Annotated in this window: 20 protein-coding genes; 8 read left to right on the top strand and 12 right to left on the bottom strand. The window is 54.0% G+C overall.

Annotated features, from left to right (window positions below; translation table 11 throughout):
* The first annotated feature begins 87 nt into the window (after positions 1-87).
* A complete protein-coding gene (locus SIB88_RS15280; protein ID WP_412558426.1) occupies positions 88-972 on the top strand; it encodes a YicC/YloC family endoribonuclease in 885 nt (294 codons plus the stop codon).
* Positions 973-994: 22 nt separating this feature from the next.
* Positions 995-1,627, top strand: a complete 633-nt coding sequence (gene gmk, locus SIB88_RS15275) for a guanylate kinase (RefSeq protein WP_068518603.1) — start codon at positions 995-997, stop codon at positions 1,625-1,627.
* Positions 1,628-1,659: 32 nt separating this feature from the next.
* On the opposite strand, the gene rsmA is transcribed toward gmk, so the two are convergent.
* The 7 genes from rsmA to SIB88_RS15240 all read right to left on the bottom strand — a co-directional run bounded on the left by rsmA (position 1,660) and on the right by SIB88_RS15240 (position 11,257).
* The gene (gene rsmA / locus SIB88_RS15270; RefSeq protein WP_412558425.1) at positions 1,660-2,529 is read right to left on the bottom strand and encodes a 16S rRNA (adenine(1518)-N(6)/adenine(1519)-N(6))-dimethyltransferase RsmA; all 870 of its coding nucleotides are present in this window, start codon (positions 2,527-2,529) and stop codon (positions 1,660-1,662) included.
* 5 nt (positions 2,530-2,534) lie between these two features.
* Entirely contained in the window at positions 2,535-3,548 is a 1,014-nt protein-coding gene (pdxA, locus tag SIB88_RS15265; RefSeq protein WP_412558424.1) for a 4-hydroxythreonine-4-phosphate dehydrogenase PdxA, read from the bottom strand.
* A 21-nt stretch (positions 3,549-3,569) separates the two neighbouring features.
* A complete protein-coding gene (locus tag SIB88_RS15260) occupies positions 3,570-4,850 on the bottom strand; it encodes a peptidylprolyl isomerase (protein ID WP_412558423.1) in 1,281 nt (426 codons plus the stop codon).
* Positions 4,851-4,856: 6 nt separating this feature from the next.
* Positions 4,857-6,986, bottom strand: a complete 2,130-nt coding sequence (locus SIB88_RS15255; protein WP_412558422.1) for an LPS-assembly protein LptD — start codon at positions 6,984-6,986, stop codon at positions 4,857-4,859.
* A gap of 67 nt (positions 6,987-7,053) precedes the next feature.
* Positions 7,054-8,157: an LPS export ABC transporter permease LptG gene (lptG, locus tag SIB88_RS15250; RefSeq protein WP_101247701.1), complete on the bottom strand. Its 1,104-nt coding sequence runs from the start codon at positions 8,155-8,157 to the stop codon at positions 7,054-7,056.
* Complete coding sequence (lptF, locus tag SIB88_RS15245; protein ID WP_412558421.1) at positions 8,154-9,272, bottom strand: LPS export ABC transporter permease LptF; 1,119 nt, start codon at positions 9,270-9,272, stop codon at positions 8,154-8,156. Before lptF ends, lptG begins: the two co-directional genes overlap by 4 nt.
* A 194-nt stretch (positions 9,273-9,466) precedes the next feature.
* On the bottom strand, positions 9,467-11,257 hold the full coding sequence (locus SIB88_RS15240; RefSeq protein ID WP_412558420.1) for an acyl-CoA dehydrogenase: 1,791 nt from the start codon (positions 11,255-11,257) through the stop codon (positions 9,467-9,469).
* Between the two features lie 419 nt (positions 11,258-11,676).
* On the opposite strand from SIB88_RS15240, the gene SIB88_RS15235 reads away from it, so the two are divergent.
* Positions 11,677-13,173, top strand: coding sequence for a S41 family peptidase (locus SIB88_RS15235; protein WP_412558419.1), 1,497 nt, complete (start codon positions 11,677-11,679; stop codon positions 13,171-13,173).
* A gap of 77 nt (positions 13,174-13,250) precedes the next feature.
* Here the strand turns inward: SIB88_RS15235 and SIB88_RS15230 are convergent, their stop codons facing one another.
* From SIB88_RS15230 to SIB88_RS15220, 3 genes are all read right to left on the bottom strand, one after another.
* Positions 13,251-14,120 carry an NAD(P)-dependent oxidoreductase gene (locus SIB88_RS15230; protein ID WP_289079009.1) on the bottom strand — a complete coding sequence of 290 codons (870 nt, stop codon included), beginning with the start codon at positions 14,118-14,120 and terminating at the stop codon, positions 13,251-13,253.
* Positions 14,121-14,241: 121 nt separating this feature from the next.
* Entirely contained in the window at positions 14,242-15,267 is a 1,026-nt protein-coding gene (ppk2, locus tag SIB88_RS15225; protein WP_412565918.1) for a polyphosphate kinase 2, read from the bottom strand.
* Positions 15,268-15,495: 228 nt separating this feature from the next.
* Positions 15,496-15,765 (bottom strand): DUF1127 domain-containing protein, encoded by a 270-nt coding sequence (locus SIB88_RS15220; protein WP_412558417.1) that lies wholly within the window; start codon positions 15,763-15,765, stop codon positions 15,496-15,498.
* A gap of 135 nt (positions 15,766-15,900) precedes the next feature.
* Between SIB88_RS15220 and gcvA the strand changes: the two genes are divergently transcribed.
* Positions 15,901-16,842, top strand: coding sequence for a transcriptional regulator GcvA (gene gcvA, locus SIB88_RS15215; RefSeq protein WP_412558416.1), 942 nt, complete (start codon positions 15,901-15,903; stop codon positions 16,840-16,842).
* 38 nt (positions 16,843-16,880) lie between these two features.
* On the opposite strand, the gene SIB88_RS15210 is transcribed toward gcvA, so the two are convergent.
* Complete coding sequence (locus SIB88_RS15210) at positions 16,881-17,297, bottom strand: DUF1489 family protein (protein ID WP_114113592.1); 417 nt, start codon at positions 17,295-17,297, stop codon at positions 16,881-16,883.
* Positions 17,298-17,525: 228 nt separating this feature from the next.
* Between SIB88_RS15210 and SIB88_RS15205 the strand changes: the two genes are divergently transcribed.
* The 4 genes from SIB88_RS15205 to SIB88_RS15190 all read left to right on the top strand — a co-directional run bounded on the left by SIB88_RS15205 (position 17,526) and on the right by SIB88_RS15190 (position 21,936).
* Positions 17,526-17,819 carry a DUF2849 domain-containing protein gene (locus SIB88_RS15205; RefSeq protein WP_068518591.1) on the top strand — a complete coding sequence of 98 codons (294 nt, stop codon included), beginning with the start codon at positions 17,526-17,528 and terminating at the stop codon, positions 17,817-17,819.
* Positions 17,820-17,830: 11 nt separating this feature from the next.
* A complete protein-coding gene (locus SIB88_RS15200; RefSeq protein ID WP_412558415.1) occupies positions 17,831-19,486 on the top strand; it encodes a nitrite/sulfite reductase in 1,656 nt (551 codons plus the stop codon).
* Positions 19,473-20,000: a DUF934 domain-containing protein gene (locus SIB88_RS15195; RefSeq protein WP_068518589.1), complete on the top strand. Its 528-nt coding sequence runs from the start codon at positions 19,473-19,475 to the stop codon at positions 19,998-20,000. Before SIB88_RS15200 ends, SIB88_RS15195 begins: the two co-directional genes overlap by 14 nt.
* Positions 20,001-20,265: 265 nt before the next feature.
* Complete coding sequence (locus SIB88_RS15190; RefSeq protein ID WP_412558414.1) at positions 20,266-21,936, top strand: methyl-accepting chemotaxis protein; 1,671 nt, start codon at positions 20,266-20,268, stop codon at positions 21,934-21,936.
* On the opposite strand, the gene SIB88_RS15185 is transcribed toward SIB88_RS15190, so the two are convergent.
* Positions 21,933-22,436 (bottom strand): GNAT family N-acetyltransferase, encoded by a 504-nt coding sequence (locus SIB88_RS15185; RefSeq protein ID WP_114113593.1) that lies wholly within the window; start codon positions 22,434-22,436, stop codon positions 21,933-21,935. The two genes, SIB88_RS15190 and SIB88_RS15185, sit on opposite strands and share 4 nt — an antisense overlap.
* Position 22,437 lies beyond the last annotated feature (1 nt).

Genomic DNA, 22,437 nt, shown 5'->3' with positions numbered 1-22,437 from the left:
ATCAACGTGCCTTGAAACCTTGGCCCTTGGCGCGGTAAAGGGCAAACGTTATAAACGCGCAAACATGAAATCATACTGGATGGGAATATGACCGTATCAAGCATGACCGGCTTTGCCCGCACCGACGGTGCAGCGGAAGGTTTCGGCTGGACCTGGGAATTGCGCAGCGTCAATGGCAAGGGCCTTGATGTACGTGTCCGTTTGAATGGCGGGTTTGAACGGCTTGAAGCCAAGGTGCGCGATGCGGTGTCCAAACGTTTCAAGCGCGGCAATATTGGTGTGACCCTTAATGTCGTTCGGGCATCGGATAGCGGGTCCTATGCCGTAAACCGTGAACTTCTTGCCGAATTAATCGCCATCGCCGAAGAGTTCGACAATACCAGCAGCCTGTCGGCCGGAACCATCGCCGATCTGATGAATGTGCGTGGTGTTCTTGAGGCAATCGAACCACAGGAAGACGAGGCAACCCGCGACGCGCGCGACGATGCCGTGCTTTCAAGCCTTGCCGATGCAATTGATCAGATGGTAGCCCATCGTGCGGAAGAAGGCGAAAAACTTGATGCCATGCTGCGCGGACATGTCGACAATATCGAAGCCACGGTGACGCGGGCGGAAAGCTGTGCAGCTGCACGGGGGGACGCCATTCGTGAACGTCTCAAGCGACAGGTTGAAGAATTGCTCGATGCCGGAAAGTTCGAACCCGAACGCCTGCATCAGGAAGCAGCTCTGCTTGCGACCAAGGCCGATATCCGCGAAGAGATCGATCGTCTGAAAGCACATATTTCGGCAGCACGTGACATGCTGACCAAAGGCGGTTCTATCGGGCGCAAGCTTGACTTCCTGTGTCAGGAATTCAACCGCGAAGCCAATACGCTTTGCTCAAAGGCCAATGATATCGAACTGACCAATTGCGGCATGGAGCTGAAAGTGATCATTGATCAGCTCCGCGAGCAGGTCCAGAACGTCGAATAAGCGGGCAGGGAAGGAATTCAAAATGACCGATCCACATAACCGTCGTGGTGTGATGCTGGTTTTCTGTGCCCCATCCGGTGCAGGCAAGACAACCATTACCCGTCAGCTGCTTGAAAAAGATGACCGGATCTCGCTTTCGGTATCTGCAACCACGCGCGACGCCCGTCCGGGCGAAGAGGAAGGAAAGCATTATTTCTTCAAGTCGGTTGATGCCTTCAAGCATATGATTGCTGATGATGAATTGCTGGAATGGGCGGAAGTGTTCGGCAATTATTACGGTACCCCGAAGGCCCCGGTCGAAAAGGCTCTTTCTGACGGGCATGACGTGCTGTTTGATATCGACTGGCAAGGTGCGCGCCAGCTGCGTGACAAGGGCGGTGCGGACGTGGTTTCGGTCTTTATCCTTCCGCCGTCTTCGGCCGAGCTTGAACGCCGTTTGCGTGATCGCGGACAGGATGCCGACGATGTCATCATGAAGCGCATGGCCAAGGCGGGCGCAGAAATCAGTCATTGGGAAGAATTCGACTATGTCCTGATCAATGATGATCTGGAACGTTGTCTTGCCGATGTGCAGCATATTATCGGTGCCGAGCGGATCAAACGCGGCCGTCAAACCGGCTTGCCAAGCTTCGTCAAAAAGCTTCTGACCGATTGATCGACTGATATCGCAAATGAAAAATGGCCGCTTTACGAAGCGGCCATTTCATCATGGACCTGTGTCAGGCGGACAAAATCCGCGACGCTGAGTTCTTCGGCCCGGGCAGTTTCCGTGATTCCGGCCTTGTCGAGCAATTCACCAACATTGATGTTCAGGGTTTTCAGGCTGGCGCGCAGCATTTTACGGCGCTGGCCAAATGCGGCCTGGGTGATTTTGGCAAGACTTGTAAGGTTGATTTCAGCCCCCCGGTCGGCTTTGGGGCGCAGTTGCACGACGGCGGATGTAACCTTGGGCGGTGGTGTGAATGCACTGCGATGAACATCAAACAGGATGTCACAGTCACAGAGATATTGGCACAGGACCGACAACCGGCCATAGGCCTTGCTTTTGGGGCCCGCGACAACGCGTTCGGCGACTTCCTTCTGGAACATCAGGGTCAGGCTGGCGAATTGGTCGATCTGCATGAGCCAGCCCAGCAAAAGCTGTGTGCCAACATTGTATGGCAGGTTGGCGACAATTTTGCGCGGGGCCGGGCCAAGCTTGGTGACGTCAACGTCCAGTGCGTCACCATCAATGACGTGCAGGGCGCCGGGATAGTGGTTGCTGATTTGCTCCAGAACCGGTTGGCAACGCGGATCGCGTTCAATTACGGTCAGATTTTTTGCGCCATGGAACAGCAACGCACGTGTCAGGCCACCTGGCCCCGGACCGATTTCAATGACGGTTACGTCTTCAAGCGGGGCCGCTGCACGGGCAATACGCCCGGTCAGGTTCAAGTCAAACAGGAAGTTCTGCCCGAATTTCTTTTGTGCCGACAAGCCATGCGTTGCAATGACTTCACGAAGCGGCGGCAGGCCGTCATTGGCCAGTTTTCCAGTAGTATCGTTATCTTCTGACACGTGGGTCAGGCTCCTGTCAGGCGTTTATGTGCCATGTCCGCAGCCATTTTAAGGGCTGCTATCAGGCTATCGGGGCGGGCGATGCCTTTCCCGGCGATGTCCAACGCTGTGCCGTGATCTGGCGATGTTCTGATAAATGGCAATCCCAGCGTGACATTTACACCACCATGAAAATCAAGTGTCTTGACCGGGATCAGGGCCTGATCATGGTAGGGGCACAATGCAACGTCATAATTCTCGCGGGCTTCATCATGGAACATGGTATCTGCGGGCAGGGGGCCAATAACGTCCAATCCCTTCTTGCGCAATGCGTTGATGGCCGGCTCGATAATTGTTTGTTCTTCGCTGCCCATTGATCCGTTTTCACCGGCATGCGGGTTAAGCCCGGCAATTGCCAGACGCGGCATTGCAATGCCGAAATCCCGTTGCAAGGCCGTTGCTGTAATCTCGCATTGTTCAATGATGCTATCCGACGTCAGTTGTTTGGGGACGTCGCTCAGCGCGATATGGATGGTCAGTGGAACAACGCGAAGCTTTGAATTGGCCAGCATCATGACCGGAACGGTTCCCGGTCCTGCCAGTTCGGCAAGGAATTCCGTATGACCGGGATGTTTGAACCCGGCTTCATAGAGCGCACTTTTCTGAATAGGATTGGTTACAACGCCACAGACCGAACCATCTTCACACAGCTTTACCGCGCGGGTGATGCTCTCGATCACCACTTTGGCTGTATTTGCCGATGCAGTACCCGATATCGGCATGGCATCGCATTCATCAAGTGCGAGAACGGGCAGGGCATTGTCAAAAACGGTGATTGCTTCCGAGATGTCCGAAACAACTTTGATCGGAACATTTTCACCCAGCTGCTTTACCGCATGATCAAGAATCGTGATCGGTGACAGGACACAGAATGGTGACAGGCTTTCATCCTTGCGACGCAGCCATGCCTTGAGGCAAAGCTCTGGCCCGATGCCGCCAGGCTCACCGATGGTAAGTGCAATCGGTGCGATTTTGCTCATTCTGTTCCTGCCTTTGCACGATCACATACGGATGTCGATAAAGGCCTGTCGACGCAATTCACGCAGCTTGCGGCGTGCCAGGATATCAAGACGTTCCATCATGAGACGGTTTTCGATGTCCTTGCGATCGGGCAGATTGCTTTCTTCGGTTTTATTGCAAATCATCACCAGCAGGGCACCGCCATCGACCTGAACAATATTGGATGGCTGACCAGGTTGAAGATTGGTGATCGCCTGGGCAACCGGTCCGGACAGTTCGTTGGGGGAAATGCCCTTCATTTCGCCGCTCATCTCGGAGCCAAGGTCAACAGCGACATTTGCCAATGCCTGACAACTGTTTGCGGTTTCCTGCGTGTTGCGCAGAACGGCGACTTTGGCGTCAATCTGCTCTTTTGGCATGGACTGAGACAAGGGAACAAACAACTGATAAAGGTCGAGCCTTACATCGGTAATTGCCCCTGCATCACCGACACGACGGTCGAGAAGCTTGATGATATAATATCCGCGAATGGTCTGGATCGGGGCACTGACATTGCCCGGTTCAAGCTGGTTTACAGCCTGCTGCAGATCACCTGCGAGTTCGCCGGCATATAACCAGCCAAGATCACCACCATTTGCCGCACTGGCACTCGCCGAAAACTGACGCGCCAGGGCACTGAAATCAGCTCCTTGCTGCAACGCGCCCAGAACTTCCTGGGCGGTTTGATAAACGCGTGTACTGTCTTGCGGATTGTCTACCGGAAGAAAGATTTCCTGAACGCGATTTCGCGGCTTTCCCTGGTTGTTGATAATGCGCTGAAGGTTTTCGTCAATTTCTGCTTCGGAAATCTCAACTTGACTGCGCATGGAACCCAACAGCCGTTGCCAGGCAACCTGCGGACGGATCTGGTTTTCAATTGTGCCCGGCGCGATGCCGCGCTGCTCGAGAAATGCATCAAGCGTCCCGTCGGGCAGGCCTGCATTTTGCTCGATCAGTGTTTTGCCACGGGTGATATCGGCCTCGGTTACTTCGATGCCGCGGCGCTCCGCTTCCTGCAATTGCAAGGTTTCGTTGATCAATTGCTGCAGAATTTGCGGCGCGATCTCGTTGCTTTTTTCCGGGGTCATCCGGATGTTGGATGAAACCGCAACAAGCTTGATACGTTCAACCAGATCAATGATTGAAATCGGATCATCATTCACGACCGCAGCGACGCCGACCGGCGATTGCGCCTTTGCCGGGGCCGCCATTGCCAACAGGGCAATCGCGCCAACGACAGCGCAGATATTTGATATTTTGAAAATCGAAACTTTTGAAATCATGTTTTCTTACAATCCGGCTGCGGAGGCAACTTCACCCAGCGTTTTGAAGACCAGGCGGAACAGGAATTCGTCTGATTCACCAAGATCCTGGTCCTGATAGAAGGTGCGACGTATCCGTCCATCAAAGATAAAGCATTCATCTTCATACACAAAGCCGACACCATATTCCAAGGGGTCCGACTGATCTATGTCGTAGCGGCTATATGCCATGCCCGACCAGTAGTCAGAAAAACGACGTTCTGCTTGGAAATAGAGCTCTTCACGTTCGTTGAATTCTTCACTGCCAGCGTCGTCTGTGAAGTGAACATACGTGGTGTTTACGCGAAGTGTGTCAACTGAACCAGCTGTCAGAGCGACCTGATTTCTGTGGGCTGAGAAATCATCTTTATCCAGTCTGTAACGATATGTCAGGTCAATGTATCGGTTTGGGGCAACAGTCAGGCGGCCAACATAGTCCGAGAGCTGTTCGTCAAGTCCCGATCCTTCTGCGAATGTATCATTTTCGGCTGCACGGTAACTTTGCCCGAACATTGCACTTGTGTAGCCACCGGTCGGCCCGTAGAGCCCCCATTCGAGACCATAACTGGCGCGAAAGCCGTCTTCGGCGCGGTCAATGCCACCAAACCGGTCATGGGCAAACAGATTGATGTCATCAAGCTCGAAGGACTGGGAATCCTCGTTGGGAATCTCTTCCGGGTTGCCGCCATTCGGTGACCAGGCCGCCATCGCAACTGGCGTGATGACCTGATGATATGCCCCTTGATCGCTGACAAAGGGCATGCGCCAGTCAATCGCGGCCAATGGAAGCATCCGTCCTGTGTATCCGCTATAGTCGTCTTTGTTGTCACGTTCCACGTCAGAGACCATATAGCTGTCGCCGCGCACAGACAGGCTGAGCTTTGTCACATCACCCAATGTGCCAACATGCGGAAGTTCCCAACCGACCTTTGCTGAAGCGCGGTGCGAGTCAGCCCCGTCTTCGCGTGTCAGGGAAAGACCGTCAACATCAAGCGTCGTGATGCTTCCATATTTGGCAGGGGCTGTTTGCCCATGGAATTGCATATGCGGCAGGACGATCGGTGTTGTATCCCTGTCATCACCAGATTTAAGGCCCTGGAAATAATATCCATCAACACGGGTGTAGCTTGCGCCCCGGAAACCCTCCGTAAACAGGTTTGAGGTAAGCACTGAAGGCGAGTCAAACCCATAGCGTGACAGATATGTTTTCTCACTGGCCTGCTCGGCGTCAAAGCCCCAGCGCCAGGTCGGGTCGATGTCAAAACGGCCTTCGGCGTCAATGTGACCTTGCCAGTCATCATTGCTGTCCTGGGTAATGCTTCCAATTGCTTCGAGTTCGCCCGCATCAAAGCGCTGGCGATACTCGGTTGCCAGCAGGGCACCTTCATCCAGTGTGTAGGTCGGTGTGAAGGTCATATCCTTGCTTTTGTCAATCGCCCAGTAATAGGGCTGACTGAAATAGGATCCGACATAGCTTGTGCTGCCAAAGGATGGCGCCAGAAGTCCCGATTGCCGTTTTACAGTAGGGTCCGGATGTTGCATGTAGGGGGTGTAAAACACTGGAACGCCAGCGAATTCAAGTCTGGCGTCTTCGTATTCAACGGTCTTGTTTTCGGCATCGTGAAGCACACGGGCCGCACGGATACGCCATAATGGTGTTCCTGCCGTGCCGTCATCATCCTCGCAAACCTTGCACGGGGAATAGACCGCTTTGGCGATTTCCGTAAAATTACCGGCACTGCGTCGCGCACCGGTACCAGCCAGGCGGGTATTTTCATCAAGAAGAACATAGATATCTTTGACAATGCCGTTCTTGAAATCGCCACTGAGCTCGACATAGCTGGCAAAAGTTACTTCACCGGTCGGCTCTGTAATACTGACATTGCCAGAAGCCGTCAGAACGTCCTGACTGCGATCATAACTGACCGTATCGGCAAGAAGGATGCGTCCCTCGCGTGAAATTTCGACATTACCGCGCGCAGTAACAGTTTGCAGCTCACGGTTATAATCAACTTCATCGGCGCTAAACAGGATAGCAGGTGCGTCCTGATCCGGTTGTTGTGCATTCACATCCTGGGCTTGTGCCGACGGAATACCGAACTGGCCCCCAAAAAGCACAATGCCACATCCCAGTATGGTACCGGTTGCCAGTCTTTTTATCATTCCCCCCGCACTGGCCATCTGACTAGCCATCCTCAAGATGTAGCAATGTTGAAACCCCGAGTAACAAAGAAATACCGGCGGGTGCCCAGGCTGACAAAATTGGTGGAATTCCGCCAGAAACGCCCAAAGCCGAAATGACGTCGGTACAGAAATACAAGATGAATCCGGTTGTCACCCCACCACCGATAACAAGGGATGCCCGTCTGCGTCGAGAAAATTTAAGACAGAACGCCGCCGCAATGAGAACCATCGCACACAGTAAAAGCGGGCGCGACAGCAGGCTATGGAAGTGAATGCGGTGGCGTGTGGCGTTGAAACCCGCACGTTCAAGCAAATTGATGAATGGCTTGAGATCCCAGAACGACATGGTTTCAGGTGAGGCAAAGCTGTCCTGGATTTTGCGCGCCGTCAGGTTGGTCGGAAGCTTCATGCTTTCGGTAAACTGGCTGGCCTGACCGGGTGTAAAGGTCCAGGCATCATAAAAATGCCAGGTGCCCGGTTCAAGAACGGCACGCGCAGCGTCGATCCGGGTGGTGAAATCATCGGAATTCTGAAAGCGGAAGATTGTTACATTGCGAAGGTCAATCTGGTCATCCTGCTGGCTGCGCACCGCGCGTGCATAAATGACAGCCTGCCCATCCTGGGTGCCCTGGCGCAACCAAAGCCCGCTTGAAGACAAATTCATCACGCTGACATTGTTCTGCAAATAGCGCGCTTCGAGCATTTCGTATCGCTGCAACAGGATTGAAGATAACGGATTAAGGGCCGCAACCTGAATAGAGCCAAGGATCAGTGCGCAAAGAATGGGGGGCAGCAAGAATTGCCATGCAGAAACGCCGGCTGCACGCGTGACGACCAGTTCCTGATTCCCCGTCAGTTTCCAGAACGAGAACATCGATCCGAACAAAACCGCAAATGGCAGAACCTTTTCTGTCATGAAGGGAATTCTGCTGGTCGCCATCTGAACAACAATGCCGACAGTGGCGTCGGGTTTGCCGCCGGCACGTCTGAGAAGTTCGATCGTATCACCAATCAGGATCAAACCGATCAAGAGTGCCAGAACTGCCAGAATAGAAAACAGAACATGCTTTCCGAAATACCATGTAAGGGTCGGTGACAGTCTCATGCTTCTGCCTCTTCAGCGATCGCCCGTTTGGCACGGATCTGAGGCCCGCGGAATGTCCAGTACAAGCCCAAAATAATCGGCAGAAACGCGTTGGCATACATCAGCGGGATCAAGGCGGAATTCTTGGCCGCAAGGTTTTTCATCGCAATGCCAAGCGCCTGACAAAGAACCATGACGCCAATCGCAATCAACAGACGGCCGGTCTGGCCCCGCCGCGAGAAACTGCTTGATACCAGAACAGCAAGCGCAATGCTTGCAAATGCAATCGCGTTAAGAGGCGAAATCAACCTGTCATGCCCTTCGGCCCGGAAGGCCCCGATATCGTTTGATGCAATGTCTGGTGGCGTGCCTGTAAGAAGGTTGAATACACTGCGTTCACGGGCCTCGCGATAACGCAATGTAGGGTCTTCTGCACTATGGGCGATATCAACGGCATAGCGGTCAAAATACAGGATCGACATCGTGCCGTCTTCGGCGTTGACTTCCTGCCGGTTGCCATCAAGCAGCACAATGCGCGGCCCTTCATCGGTTCGCAACAGCGCGCCGTGCTTTGCCATCATTGTTGTCTGCTGGTCGGGGTCGCGGGAATCGTGGACCAGAATACCAAGCAACTCGTTGTCGCGACCAACTTCGCGCACATAAACGGTCAGACCATCAAGATCGGTAAAGCTTCCCTCCTGCAACAACACCGACGAAAAGTCATTTCGGATTGAGAATTGCAGTTCCTTGAACTGCTGATAGCTGTAGGGAAGGTAAAACAATGTCAGGAAATAACAAACACCCGTCGACAGCAGCGCAACAATCAGTGCCGGCTTTGCCAGCGCCCATTGGTTAAGGCCGGCCGATCGCATAATGATCAGTTCGCGATCCTGGATAAGTTTGTTGTAGGTAAAGACAATAACGAAAAACAACGAAATCGGAATGATGATCGTCAAAAAGCTCGGCAGCAGCAAAGATGTCAGCTGCAAAAACACCGAGATCGACAGACCCCGGTTCACAATCATTTCGACAAAACGCAGGCTTTGCGACAGCCAAATGACACAGAGAAGCCCCAGTGTCACAAACACCATCATAATCAGCTGCTGTTTAAGCATATATCGGGTTAAGCGATTCATCGGGCGGATTATAGAGAAGCAATCAAAAACCGAAACAGGAAATTATCGCCAAATTGGGACAAACCGTACGGAATTTCCGAATGTTGGCGTTTGCAGAAGCATCAAAGCTGTGGGGCAGGGCGTGTATTAGAAATGTCTGCGCCATCGTCGTCTTATGGCAACGATGGCGCAGCACAATCTCGGCAAAGAGTTTGTCAAAATAGTGGCTGGGTTTCGTGCAAGTCTGCCCGGCGACTATTTTCAATCTGGGTTGCCATAAATGCTGCTTCAGGAAGCAACTGTTCAAAGAAGAACCGGCATGTAGCGATCTTGCGTGCGCCGAAATCGGAAGAAATATCTGCTTTGGCCGCAGCCGTCATGGATCTGAGCATCAGCCAGCCCGATACACAAAGTGCCGCCTGTCGCAAATAAGGTGTTGCCAGAACCTGCATCATCCGGTCATCGGTGCCGCACCGCTCAATGATTGTTGCGGTGCTGAGCTCAAGCGCCTTGATTGCATGTTCAAGGGCCGTTGCCGCATCTCGAACGTCATTGCCGCTTTCGGAGCCGGAATTGCGAGTTTCAGAAATGGTTTTCCGGATATCGGTTATCAGCGCAGCAAGTGCAGCCGCGTTGTCGCGCAAGACCTTGCGCCCGATGAAATCGAGTGCCTGAATGCCGTTCGTACCTTCATAGATCGGTGCGATGCGGGCGTCACGAAGATGCTGGGCTGCGCCGGTTTCCTCGATAAAACCCATGCCGCCGTGAACCTGAACGCCGAGCGACGCATTATCGACCCCAAGATCCGTCGACCATGCCTTGACCAGCGGGATCAGCAGATCTGCCCGCGCCTGCGCGGCAGCTTTGGCTGTCGGGTCGTCAAGGTGATGGGCCAGATCAAGCTGGACAGCGGCATAAAGTGACAATGCACGTGCTGCTTCGGTCGAGGATCTCATGCGCATCAGCATGCGCTGGACATCGCCATGAACAATAATCGGTGCATCTTCGCCGGTTTTCGGATCGCGCCCCTGTTTGCGGGTCAGGGCATAATCAAGTGCCTGCTGATAGGCACGTTCCGAGATCGCGACACCTTGCTGTCCAACTGCCAGACGCGCGTTGTTCATCATGGTGAACATATAGGCAAGACCCTTGCCTTCTTCGCCAACAAGATAGCCGGTTGCACCACCATTGTCGCCAAATGACAGAACCGCCGTCGGGCTGGCATGGATGCCAAGCTTGTGTTCAAGGGATACACAATGAACATCGTTGCGCGTGCCGATTTCACCGGTCTCGCTAACCAGAAACTTGGGAACAATGAAAAGCGAGATGCCCTTGACCCCGGCGGGGGCATCGGGTGTGCGCGCCAGAACAAGATGAACGATATTTTCCGTCATCTCGTGATCGCCATAGGTAATAAAAATCTTTTGTCCGCTAATGGCATAACTGCCGTCGTCATTGGGAACGGCGATACTGCGCACTTTCGAAAGATCGGAACCCGCCTGCGGTTCGGTCAGGTTCATCGTCCCGGTCCATTCGCCGCTGATCATGCGTGACAGGTAAAGCGATCGCTGGGCATCCGATCCGTGCGCAATAAGTGCCTCGATCGCACCGGCAGTCAGCATCGGGCATAGCGCAAATGCCATATTTGATGCCTGCCACATCTCTGCGACAGCCGCGCCTAGCAGGATCGGAAGCCCCATGCCGCCTTCTGATTCCGGGGCAGATATGCCTTGCCATCCGCCTTCACAGAACTGGCTATAGGCATCCGTCCAGCCAGAAGCGGTTTGGACTTTGCCATTGGCAAGAAGCTTGGCACCTTCCTGATCGCCGGTGCGATTTAACGGCGCAAGTACTGATGCCGCAAATTTGGCAGCTTCTTCGAGAATGGCATCAACAAGATCGGCATTTGTTTCGGAAAAGGCCGGTAATCCGGCAACGGTTTCAAGACCGATGACATCGTGGATGAGAAACCGGAAATCGGAAACCGGTGGCGTAAAATCGCTCATGAAAAAAGACGTCTCCCTGAAATGTGAGCCGCCCGCTCGGAACAGTCGGCTTTTTGCCGACTTTGATTGTTGGGAACAGCATAACGGTGCATTGCACCAAGATCGAGTCTGTTTCAGCACGGCTATCTGTTTTCTGACTTCGACATTGGTTTAAGGGCGAAATGCGTTTGCCACTGGCAAATGGACAAAATGCTTCCGATATGAGAATTCACCCTATATTGATCGGGATTGATCGCGATGTGCGCTGAATCCTCGGGTAATTCGGTCTCGAGGGGTCGCCAAGCGTATAAAGGCAGGCTAGACTTGCCCCAGTCGAGACGCATTCGCATTGCAATATTGGCAATATGGAATACCTATAGTCGCCAGACATGCATGTGAATTGTATCCGAAAGACAAGTTAACAGGACAGGAGTGGGCTTTTGCTGCGTAAAGGATTGTTGCCAATTTTGTTTGCGGTGCTGATTTCGTTTGCCGGAACAAGGTTGGTCGCCTGTGCCGGGCCCGCCTGGCCAAGTGACGAAGAACGCAGATTCCTTGATGCTTATCGTGACAGCGTGACGGCTGGTGCGACTGACGAACAATTTGCCCATGCCGACAAACTGTATGTCGAAGCACTTCAGGTTCTTTCCGAAACCTATGTCGAGAAAATCGACCGTGCTGCCTTTGTCGAAAACAGCATCGCGATGCTTGATGAAATCGACACCGAAGACAAATCGCCGACCGGCATTGTCGGGGCGGTTCTTGATGACAGTTTGCACAACCTGGATCCGCACAGCGCCTATATGACAGATGACATGTTCCGTCGTCTTCAGGAAAGCACCGAAGGAAGTTTTGCTGGTGTCGGCATTGTGATCGCCCTTGATGATGACAAGCGTATCCGGATTGTTTCCCCGATCGATGACACGCCGGCCGCGCGCGCCGGTTTGCGCCCCGATGACCGCATCACTCATATCGACGGGTATCAGATGAAAGGCGAACCGATTTCCGAGGCGGTCCGCAGAATGCGCGGACGGGTTGGTGATCCGGTTACACTGACCATCATGCGCGTCGAAGACAGTTTTGATGTAACTGTCAAACGTGCACGGATCGAAGTCCCGTCGGTCAGTGCCGCGATCATTGACCAGGATATCGGTTACATCCGGGTATCGCGGTTTGATGCGACCACCCTGGACCAGACACAGGAATACCTGTCTGAACTGGAAGACAAGATCGCCAAGCCGCGCGGCATAATTGTTGATTTGCGACGAAACCCGGGCGGGTTGCTTGATAGTGCGGCGGACATTGCCGATCAATTCCTGACCGATGGGCTGATCGTTGCCACCGAAGGCCGTGGAGAGCGCAAATTGCGCAGCTATGAAGCAGACCGGGCGGATTTCTTTGACAAGGTCCCGATGGCCATTCTGCTGGATCGAGGGTCGGCTTCCGGTGCGGAGCTGATGGCAGCTGCCCTTCGTGAAAACGGGCGCGGTGTGATTATCGGGGAACGTTCATTCGGAAAGGGGTCGATGCAGCGGATCATGCCGCTGACGTCGGGCGGTGGACTTAAAATCACCACCGGCTATTACACCACGCCGGAAAACCATATTGTTCAGGGCAATGGCGTGATCCCGGACATCGAAGTCAATCGTGCCGATGCCGAAGAATTCGAACGCGAAATCGATCTCGCCAATGCCTTGCCCGCCCGCCGACGCGATCCGCGTCAGTCGCTGGCAAAGCTTGATGCCAAAAGCTGTGAACAGGACATCGAAATAACCCGCCTTGGCAAAAGCAGCCGGGACAATCTCGAAGACCAGACAGAAGGCGCTGACAATCCTTATCGGGATTCTGTTCTGGAATGTGCTGTCGGGTATTTCAATGATGGTCCGCTTGCCGCATATCGCAATCAGGTCGAACCGCTGTTGCGTGCCGGTCTGTAGGACCAGATACCGTATAGAAAACAAAAAAAAGCGCGACCAATGCAGGTCGCGCTTTTTTCTTGTTTGGTCGGATGCTGTTACCCGCGGGCAAGCAGATCAATCAGGCTTGAAGTATCCCAGCGATTGCCGCCGCGTTCCTGCACCTGGGCATAGAACTGATCGACAAGTGCGGTGACCGGCAGGCGGGCGCCATTGCGTTTGGATTCTTCAAGGCAAATGCCAAGGTCCTTGCGCATCCAGTCAACGGCAAAGCCGAAATCAAACTTGTTCTGAACCATCGTGCTGCCACGGTTTTCCATCTGCCAGCTGCCAGCCGCACCCTTGGAAATGACATCAAGAACCTTTTCCATATCAAGGCCGGCCTTGACGCCGAAATTGACACCTTCGGAAAGACCTTGGACCAGACCGGCGATGCAAATCTGGTTGACCATTTTGGTCAACTGACCAGCACCACTTTCGCCCATCAGCTGGCAGGAGCGTGCAAAGGCATCAATCACCGGCGCTGCGCGATCAAATGCATCCTGATCGCCACCACACATGACGGTAAGAACGCCGTTTTCCGCCCCGGCCTGACCGCCAGATACCGGCGCATCAATAAAGGAAATGCCTTGTGCCTTGGCCGCAGCATAAAGTTCGCGTGCGACATCTGCCGATGCGGTGGTGTTGTCGATCAGGATCGCACCCTTGTCCATGCCGGCAAACATGCCGCCATCGCCAAGCATGACACTGCGAAGATCATCATCATTGCCAACGCACGAAAATACGAATTCCGCCCCCTTGGCCGCTTCGGCCGGGGTCGGGGCAGACGATCCGCCATATTCGGAAACCCATTTTTCGGCCTTGGCAGCCGTACGGTTATAAACAGTTACGTCGTGACCTGCTTTTTGCAGGTGACCGGCCATCGGGTATCCCATGACACCGAGACCGATAAATGCACATTTGGCCATTGTTTGCCTCCCAGATACAGATGGACACCAGTAAAGGTTGCGGGACGGGCAATGTCAATGAAGGCAAATGTCACCACGACAATGTTTTCACGATCTGGAAGACCAGCGTCATTTTACGGGGTTAGTCTTCGTCGAGTTCTTCGGCGACGCTGTGGATGATGCGGCGGTCATAAATCAGAATTTCCGGCCGTTTCCCGGGATAATCAAACTGCGACAGATAAAAACGCATGGCGTTGATGCGCGCGCGTTTCTTGTCATCGGACTTAACAATGACCCATGGGCTGTCGGTGGTTGACGTATGGAAAAACATGTCGCGTTTGGCCTCGGTATAGGAGTCCCAAAGGTTTTGGGATGCCAGATCGACCGGGCTGAGTTTCCATTGTTTGAGCGGATCATTCTTGCGCTGTTGAAAGCGTCTTGCCTGTTCCTTTTTGCTGACCGAGAAATAGAACTTGGTCATGTGGATGTTTGACCGGATCAGCATTCTTTCGAGTTCGGGAACCGATTGCAGAAATTCGCTGACTTCGAACATGCTGCAAAATCCCATGACCCGTTCGACCATGGCGCGGTTATACCAGGACCGGTCAAACAGTGCGATTTCACCGCCGCTTGGCAGATGTTCGATGTAACGCTGGAAATACCACTGGGTCAGTTCGCGATCATTGGGTTTGCCCAAAGCAACAATCCGTGCGCCACGCGGATTAAGATGTTCGGTAAACCGTTTGATGGTGCCACCTTTGCCGGCAGCATCGCGGCCTTCAAAAATGATCAGGGATTTCAGATTTTCGGCCTTGATCCAGTTTTGCAATTTCAAAAGTTCGATATGAAGCGGCGCGATCAGTTCAAGATATTGCTTCCCGCGCATCTTTTTTGCCCGTGCCGCGGGATCGGGATTGATGTCAGGCGGTAAATCATAGGCGATGGCATTGGCGATCCCGTTACGATCCGATGGCTGGTCATCCAGACAGTCCATGGTCATGTTTTCGGAATCCAGCAAGAACCGGTCCTTGGTCTCGGTATCAAGTTGTGACAGCGCCGATGACCTGTTGGCTGCCGACCGGCTCTTGCCTGTGCGGCGTGTGGCCTTTGTCAGCAGTTCAGACGTGCCGTTCTTTTTTTTTCCGGATGATTTTTTGCCCGCATTCATTGTCAAACTTTCACACTGTATGAAGGGTATGTTGGAAACAGTGCGAGATTAATCAATCATTTGCAATGAACTGGATCAATTCGACCCGATGATAAAAATGCCCGACCGATGGGGGATCGGTCGGGCAGGCGGATTGCAAGTTGTGCAGGTGACGCGAAGGGGGAGCCTGTTTTGGCTTTGAAAGCCGTGGGGCGGCACCAAAACAGGTTCCTTAATGATCAGATGTGATCAAAGCAGATTGAAAGAGCGCCGGTATTCTTCTTCGGCATCGGCACGTGTCAGGCCGATATCAAGGAGTTGCGCATCCGTCAGGGACAAAAGTGTCCGGCGTTGACGACGAATGGCGACGAAACGCGCATAACGATCTGCCAATATGTTGATCAGGCCCGGGATGTGGTGCAAACGCCGCGTGATGGTGATGGTGATGGTCGAAAGCGCGTGCCGGGTGGTTTGTTGTGGCTCCTGGGATGTCGGAGCAGGGCAAGCCGTGTAAGCCATGATCTTCTCCATGGGTTAATATTGCTAATGCAATGTTTGCTGTGAAACCCATATTGCGGCTATGATTGGCGATCGACAAACGACTATTTCTGATCAATTGGATTAGTTCATCTAATCCATAACCGGAGAAACCCGATGCGGCTGCCACCCCTGCAATCCTTGCGCGCCTTTGATGCCGCCGCCCGACATCTGAGTTTCACCAAGGCGGCCGAGGAACTTTTCGTTACCCAGGGGGCGATCAGTCAGCAGGTGCGTCAGCTCGAAGAATACCTTGGGTTCAAGCTGTTTCATCGTCTGCCGCGCCAGATTTACCTGACCGAGGAGGGGGCCCAGCTTGCCCATGCGACCACTGCGGGGTTTTCCCGCATATCGGATGAAATAGAACGTCTGATGCTGGTCGAGGAGGCCGGTGTTGTCACCGTCAGTGTTCTGCAAAGCTTTGCGGTTAAATGGCTGGTGCCGCGTCTGGGATATTTTCGGGAAGCCTATCCCGACATTGATGTGCGCATTCATGCAGATGACCGCATGGTTGATCTGCGTACCGAGGGGATCGATCTTGCCGTGCGGTTTGGCAGTGGTAAATATCCCAACCTGAATTGCGAAATGCTGATGCGTGACGAATCATTTCCGGTGTGCAGTCCGGCATATCTGGCAAACAGCCCGGCCCTGAATACACCTAGGGATATTGCCGGTCACCAGTTGCTTCATGATGCAACTGCGATCATGGATCATCCCCATGCAGCGGACTGGGAATTCTGGCTTGATGGTGTTGGTGTCTGCGGCGTCGATGTCAGTCGCGGTTTGCGATTCAATTCCGGTGATATGGTCATTCAGGCGGCCCTTATGGGGCAGGGGCTTGGCATGGCGCGCACCAGTCTTGCTGCCCTTGATCTCAAGGCCGGGAACCTGGTGCGGCCGTTTCCGCAAACCGTTGCGTCAAACGGGGCCTATTACCTGGTTTACCCGGAAGAACATCTCAGACGGCCGCGGGTGCAGGCGTTTGTGAACTGGCTAAAGGGCGAGGTTGCCCAGACGTTGCGTGAAATTGACGAAGATGGTGCGATGGCACCCGATTGATCAGGCCGTCGGGGCAACTGCCCCGGCCGGTTCCCGGATCAGATCAAGCCAAGATCGCGTAACTCATCGGCCATGTCATCGGGCAGCGTTTCAGTACCGCCGCCCTGTTTGTCATCGGGCGGGCATTTGTCTTCGGTCAGGTAACGCCATCCCTGAAAGGCACGATGCGGATAGGGGCGGGTTTCGATCAGTTCGGGATCAAGAACGATACGGCAATATTTGGTGCCTTCTTCATTGACGAATTCTTCAAGATCAATGACGCGCTGGCGACAGCGAATGGCCCCTTTGATCACCCAATAGATCGAACCACCATCCAGAATCTCGTCGCGGCGTTTGGGCGTCATGCGCGTGGTGTGGAAAATCCGGCCATAGTTTTCCTGAAACCATGTCTGCCATTCCCGCAGTCCTTCCGGGGTTTCCGTGCCGACGCTGAGTTTGATGATATGCAGTGGCATTTCGTGATCTTCTTTTGGGGCGTTTTGTCGCAGGGATATGTTCCGCGTTCTGACCTAGAACCCCTACGATCAGGGGTCAAGGACGGATTAATAAAACACATAAATTTGTGTATTTAAGTCTATTTCACAAAAAAACTTGACCAATTTTGGTTAATCAGACAAATTCTTGTGCAGAAAAGGTCCGATCAATGGACCAAACCCGAGAGATTTACAGGCTGAGAGAACCGAATGTCCCTGCAAGTTGTCACGGCAAACCGTCTTGGTGATGGGTTGGTGGTGTTTTTGACCGCACAAGGCGGTTGGAGCGAAAACATCAATGACGCCCGCGTTGCCGACGGAAAAGATGCCGCCGAGGCGATGCTTGCCGAAGCAAGCGCCCCCGAACTCGACGTGGTTATCGTCGGGCCGTATCTGATTGATGTCGAACAGCAGGACGGTGGACTGGTTCCGACAAAATACCGCGAAGTTCTGCGCACCAAAGGCCCGAGTGTCCGTGAAGACCTTGGCTATCAGGCGGTATAAGGAGAGACCCGATGTATCGTTACGACGATTTTGACCGCCAGCTTGTTCAGGAACGCACCGAGCAGTTCCGTGAACAGGTAAAACGCCGTCTGGCCGGTGACATTACCGAAGAACAGTTCCGTCCGCTGCGTTTGATGAATGGTGTGTATCTTCAGTTGCACGCCTATATGCTGCGCGTTGCCATTCCCTATGGCACGCTGCGCGCTGATCAGCTGCGTCAGCTTGGCATGATTGCCCGCAAATATGACAAGGGCTATGGCCATTTCACCACGCGCCAGAATATCCAGTATAACTGGCCGAAGCTTGATGAAATTCCCGACGCATTGCTTGATCTTGCCAATGTCGAGATGCATGCCATCCAGACGTCTGGCAACTGCATTCGTAATACCACGACCGACCAGTATGCCGGTGCCGCGGCCGATGAAATCGAAGACCCGCGTCCCTATTGCGAACTGATCCGCCAGTGGTCGACATTCCACCCGGAATTCACCTACTTGCCGCGCAAGTTCAAAATCGCCGTGACCGGTTCGCCCAATGACCGTGCCGCGGTCAAGGTTCACGATATCGGCCTTCGCATGCATCAGAACGACGCAGGCGAAACCGGCTTTGAAGTCATCGTTGGCGGTGGTCTTGGCCGTACGCCATTTGTTGGCAAAACCGTCCGTGACTTCATCGGCAAGAACGACCTGTTTTCGTATCTTGAGGCCATCCTGCGTGTTTATAACCGCTTTGGCCGTCGCGATAACAAGTACAAGGCCCGTATCAAGATCCTGGTTCATGAGCTTGGTGTCGAGGAAGTCCGCCGTCTTGTCGAGGAAGAATGGGAACAGATCAAGGACGGTTCCCTGCGTGTCGGCGATGAAGAAATTGCACATTACATTGCGCAATTCGCACCGCCTGCATTCGAAGACCTGTCTGATGACGATGCCGAATTTGAACGCCACAAGGCGGAAAATCGCGGCTTCTTCAACTGGGTGCGTTCGAACGTGGTTGCGCACAAGCAGCCGGGCTATGCCATTGCCAACGTGTCGCTGAAACCGATTGGCGGCATTCCGGGCGATGCAACCGATACCCAGATGGAACTGGTTGCCGATCTTTCGGAAAAATACAGCTTTGGCGATGTCCGTGTGACCCATGAACAGAACCTTGTTCTGCCGCATGTGAAAAAGGCCGATCTGTTTGCCCTTTGGACCGCCCTTGATGCGGCGGGGCTGGGGACGGCAAACCTTGGTTATGTCACCGATATTATTTCCTGCCCGGGGCTTGATTATTGCGCGCTGGCGACCGCACGTTCGATCCCGCTGTCGCAGCGCATTTCAGAACGTTTCGGCGATCTGGAACGCCAGCATGACATTGGCGAACTCAAGATCAAGATTTCCGGCTGCATCAATGCCTGCGGGCATCACCATGTCGGCCATATCGGTATTCTTGGTCTCGATAAGCGCGGCAAGGAATTCTATCAGATCACCCTGGGCGGCGATGCCAGCCAGGATGCATCGATCGGCAAGATCGCCGGTGCCGGTTTCTCCGAGGCCGAAGTGGTCGATGCCATCGAAAGTCTGGTGACCAAGTATATCGAAATCCGCGAAAGCGGCGAACGTTTCATCGACACCTATCGTCGTGTCGGCATGGACCCGTTCAAGGAGGTGCTTTATGGCGATCGTTAAGAATGACAGCGTGATCGAACAGGAATGGATCACCGTTGATGCCGAAGGCGATCTGCCATCCAGCGATGAAAACCTGATCGTGCCGCTGGCACGGTTCAAGGAAGAACGCGACAGCCTTTTGGGACGCAATGGCGGTTTGGGCGTACAGCTTAACCCCGGTGACGCACCCGAAGATCTGGCGGATGATCTTGACCGCCTGTCGATCATTACGGTCAATTTCCCGGCCTATACCGACGGTCGCGGTTATTCATATGGCCGCGTTCTGCGCGAACGGATGGGGTTCAAGGGCGAATTGCGCGCCATTGGCGACGTCCTGCGTGACCAGATCCTTTATATGCACCGTTGCGGCTTTGATTCCTATGAACTCAATGTCGATGGCGAAACCGCCTTGACCAAGGTCCGCGCCGCATTGAAGGAAATGACGGTCTATTATCAGCCGACCGGTGACGGCCGCGTCACCGCCCAGTCCCTGCGCGAACGTCGTCGCGCTGCGCTGGATCAGAAAGCATCATGATTTCGGGCCCTGTGGCCCGATAATCATACCGAAAAGACAGGGCCGTGTGGCTCTGGCGCAAGGGCACCCGATCGGGTGCCCTTTCTTTTTGTTCTTTTATGTCTGGTGGTTAGGTAGCTGGATCATTTAATCGATTGCAGCTTGCCATGCGGATACAACCTGTAATATGTGACATTGTTCACACAAAATCCGACGCAAGCCTTTGCTTTTCTTATATTTAAATAAGCCCAGTCTATGTCGGGCGACTTGGCGATAGGAGCGCTTCATGATCGCGGCATTTAACAATCTGAAAATATCGGCAAAGGTGTTTGGTGGCTTTGGGGTCATCCTTGTCCTTTTGGCGGGCGTCTCCATGATCGGGGTGCTGTCGATTGGCAGTGTGGGGGATGATTTTGTGCGCTATCGACAGGTCGCATTGCAATCCAACCAGGCCGGTCGTGTGCAGGCCAACCTTCTCGAAGCACGGGTTGCTGTAAAAGATTACCTGTTGACCGGAAATGCCCAGTCCGCCCAGCGGGTCAAGGACCGCCTTGCCGCGACTTCCGCACTCAATGATGAGCTGGCGGCGCTTTTGACCGAAGATGACCGCAAGGAAGATGCGCGTCTGGCGGGCGAGAACCTTAAAATCTATTCCGAAGCGTTTGACAGGCTGGTGGCATTGCCGGCTGGCGATCCGGCGCGCGCAGATATCGTGACCAATACTCTTGATCGTATTGGTCCGATTGTCGCCAAGGAACTTGAAGAACTGAAACTTGATGTCAAAGCCGAACAGGATGAAATCGGACCGCGTGCAACAGCGGCCGCCGAACAGTCGGTCATCATCAGCGAAGTCCTTTCGGGATTTGCCATCATACTCGGGATTGCGGCGGCATGGTTCATCGGTGCGGGCATCTCGGGTCCGATCCGCAAGATCACCGATGCGATGAATGATCTTGCCGGTGGCAACAAGCAGGTTGAAATTCCCGGTCAGGATCGCAGCGACGAAATCGGCAATATGTCCAAGGCGGTTCTGGTCTTTAAACAGAACATGATCCGGGCTGATGAACTGGCCGCCCAGGAGGCCGAGGCCGTCAAGGTCCGCGAACAGCGCGCCCGGAAAATCAGTGAACTGACCACCGGCTTTGATGCGGATATCTCGGTGGTTCTGAAAACGCTGGCGTCGGCTGCGACCGAAATGCAGGCAACCGCAACCGGCATGAGCAGCACGGCCGAAGAAACCAGTCGCCAGTCGGGTATTGTTGCCGCGGCTGCCGAACAGGCATCAACCAATGTTCAGACCGTAGCCAGTGCCACCGAAGAACTCAGCGCGTCGATTGCTGAAATCAATCAGCAGGTCAATCAGTCCACGGCAGTGGCCCATCGCGCGGTCGAGGATGCGGAAAAAACCAACGCACAGGTCCGCGGTCTTGCCGAAGCCGCCCAGAAGATCGGCGATGTTGTCGGTCTGATCAGCGACATCGCGGAACAGACCAATCTTCTGGCGTTGAACGCCACGATCGAGGCCGCCCGTGCCGGCGATGCGGGCAAGGGTTTTGCGGTGGTCGCCGCAGAGGTCAAAAACCTTGCGACCGCAACATCGCGCGCGACCGAGGATATCACAGCCCAGATCACCGGCATTCAGAATGAAACCAATGGTGCGGTGAATGCGATTGCCTCGATTTCGACGACGATTGCCGAGATCAGCGAAATCTCGGCAGCAATTGCAAGTGCGGTCGAACAACAGGGGGCTGCGACCCTTGAGATCACCCGAAACGTCCAGGAGGCATCGGTTGGGACATCCGAAGTCACCACCAATATTGTCAGCGTGAATGAAGCAGCCGATTCAACCGGTACCGCGGCCGAGCAGGTTCTCAGTGCCGCAGCAGAATTGTCCAAGGAATCTGAAAACCTGCGCAGCAAGGTCGAGCAGTTCCTGAATTCTGTACGGGCAGCCTAGGCAAGATCAGACGGCGTAAGGGTCATCAAAAGACAGGGGCCCTTCGCCGTTTCATATTCCCGCCCGGCCTTGAAACCGATGGCTTCATAACACCGGATGGCGCGTTCGTTTTCGGGATCCGGGTCAATGCCGATCATTGGCGCACCGCGTTCAAACAGCATGCGGGCCAGCGTTTTCAAAAACATCTGGCCATGCCCGCATCCCATCATGTCAGGCACCCCGATAAACGCATCCAGACAGCGTGTCTGTGCGGGCAGGGGATCAAAATGCGCCTGTGGCCATTGATGGGCATCGTAATGCTGGGCAAAGGCAAAGGGCCGATTGCGGTATGACACAATCAGCGTTGCCATTTCGGCCAGTTCGACATCTTCGGAAATCAGTTCAATCTGTTCGGCCGGATTGCCCCACCAGCGAATGACTTCGGGGACATGCAACCAGCGTCCAATCATTGGCAGATCATTTGGGGTGGCCCGTCGGAAGCTGTAATTTGACGGGCCCATT

The organism is Thalassospira sp. MIT121401 (genome assembly GCF_047125595.1).
In the GTDB taxonomy this organism is placed as follows: Bacteria; Pseudomonadota; Alphaproteobacteria; order Rhodospirillales; family Thalassospiraceae; genus Thalassospira; species Thalassospira povalilytica.
This window is presented reverse-complemented; position numbering and strand designations above follow the sequence as displayed.

Excerpts from the sequence above, each read along its gene's own strand:
- SIB88_RS15280 (WP_412558426.1), top strand. The coding sequence starts at position 88 with ATGACCGTATCAAGCATGACCGGCTTTGCCCGCACCGACGGTGCAGCG.
- SIB88_RS15205 (WP_068518591.1), top strand. The coding sequence starts at position 17,526 with ATGTCCCTGCAAGTTGTCACGGCAAACCGTCTTGGTGATGGGTTGGTG.
- SIB88_RS15190 (WP_412558414.1), top strand. The coding sequence starts at position 20,266 with ATGATCGCGGCATTTAACAATCTGAAAATATCGGCAAAGGTGTTTGGT.
- SIB88_RS15200 (WP_412558415.1), top strand. The coding sequence starts at position 17,831 with ATGTATCGTTACGACGATTTTGACCGCCAGCTTGTTCAGGAACGCACC.
- SIB88_RS15210 (WP_114113592.1), bottom strand. The coding sequence starts at position 17,297 with ATGCCACTGCATATCATCAAACTCAGCGTCGGCACGGAAACCCCGGAA.
- pdxA (WP_412558424.1), bottom strand. The coding sequence starts at position 3,548 with ATGAGCAAAATCGCACCGATTGCACTTACCATCGGTGAGCCTGGCGGC.
- lptG (WP_101247701.1), bottom strand. The coding sequence starts at position 8,157 with ATGAGACTGTCACCGACCCTTACATGGTATTTCGGAAAGCATGTTCTG.
- gcvA (WP_412558416.1), top strand. The coding sequence starts at position 15,901 with ATGCGGCTGCCACCCCTGCAATCCTTGCGCGCCTTTGATGCCGCCGCC.
- SIB88_RS15185 (WP_114113593.1), bottom strand. The coding sequence starts at position 22,436 with ATGGGCCCGTCAAATTACAGCTTCCGACGGGCCACCCCAAATGATCTG.
- SIB88_RS15220 (WP_412558417.1), bottom strand. The coding sequence starts at position 15,765 with ATGGCTTACACGGCTTGCCCTGCTCCGACATCCCAGGAGCCACAACAA.
- SIB88_RS15240 (WP_412558420.1), bottom strand. The coding sequence starts at position 11,257 with ATGAGCGATTTTACGCCACCGGTTTCCGATTTCCGGTTTCTCATCCAC.
- lptF (WP_412558421.1), bottom strand. The coding sequence starts at position 9,272 with ATGAATCGCTTAACCCGATATATGCTTAAACAGCAGCTGATTATGATG.
- SIB88_RS15230 (WP_289079009.1), bottom strand. The coding sequence starts at position 14,120 with ATGGCCAAATGTGCATTTATCGGTCTCGGTGTCATGGGATACCCGATG.
- SIB88_RS15260 (WP_412558423.1), bottom strand. The coding sequence starts at position 4,850 with ATGATTTCAAAAGTTTCGATTTTCAAAATATCAAATATCTGCGCTGTC.
- ppk2 (WP_412565918.1), bottom strand. The coding sequence starts at position 15,267 with ATGAATGCGGGCAAAAAATCATCCGGAAAAAAAAAGAACGGCACGTCT.
- gmk (WP_068518603.1), top strand. The coding sequence starts at position 995 with ATGACCGATCCACATAACCGTCGTGGTGTGATGCTGGTTTTCTGTGCC.
- SIB88_RS15195 (WP_068518589.1), top strand. The coding sequence starts at position 19,473 with ATGGCGATCGTTAAGAATGACAGCGTGATCGAACAGGAATGGATCACC.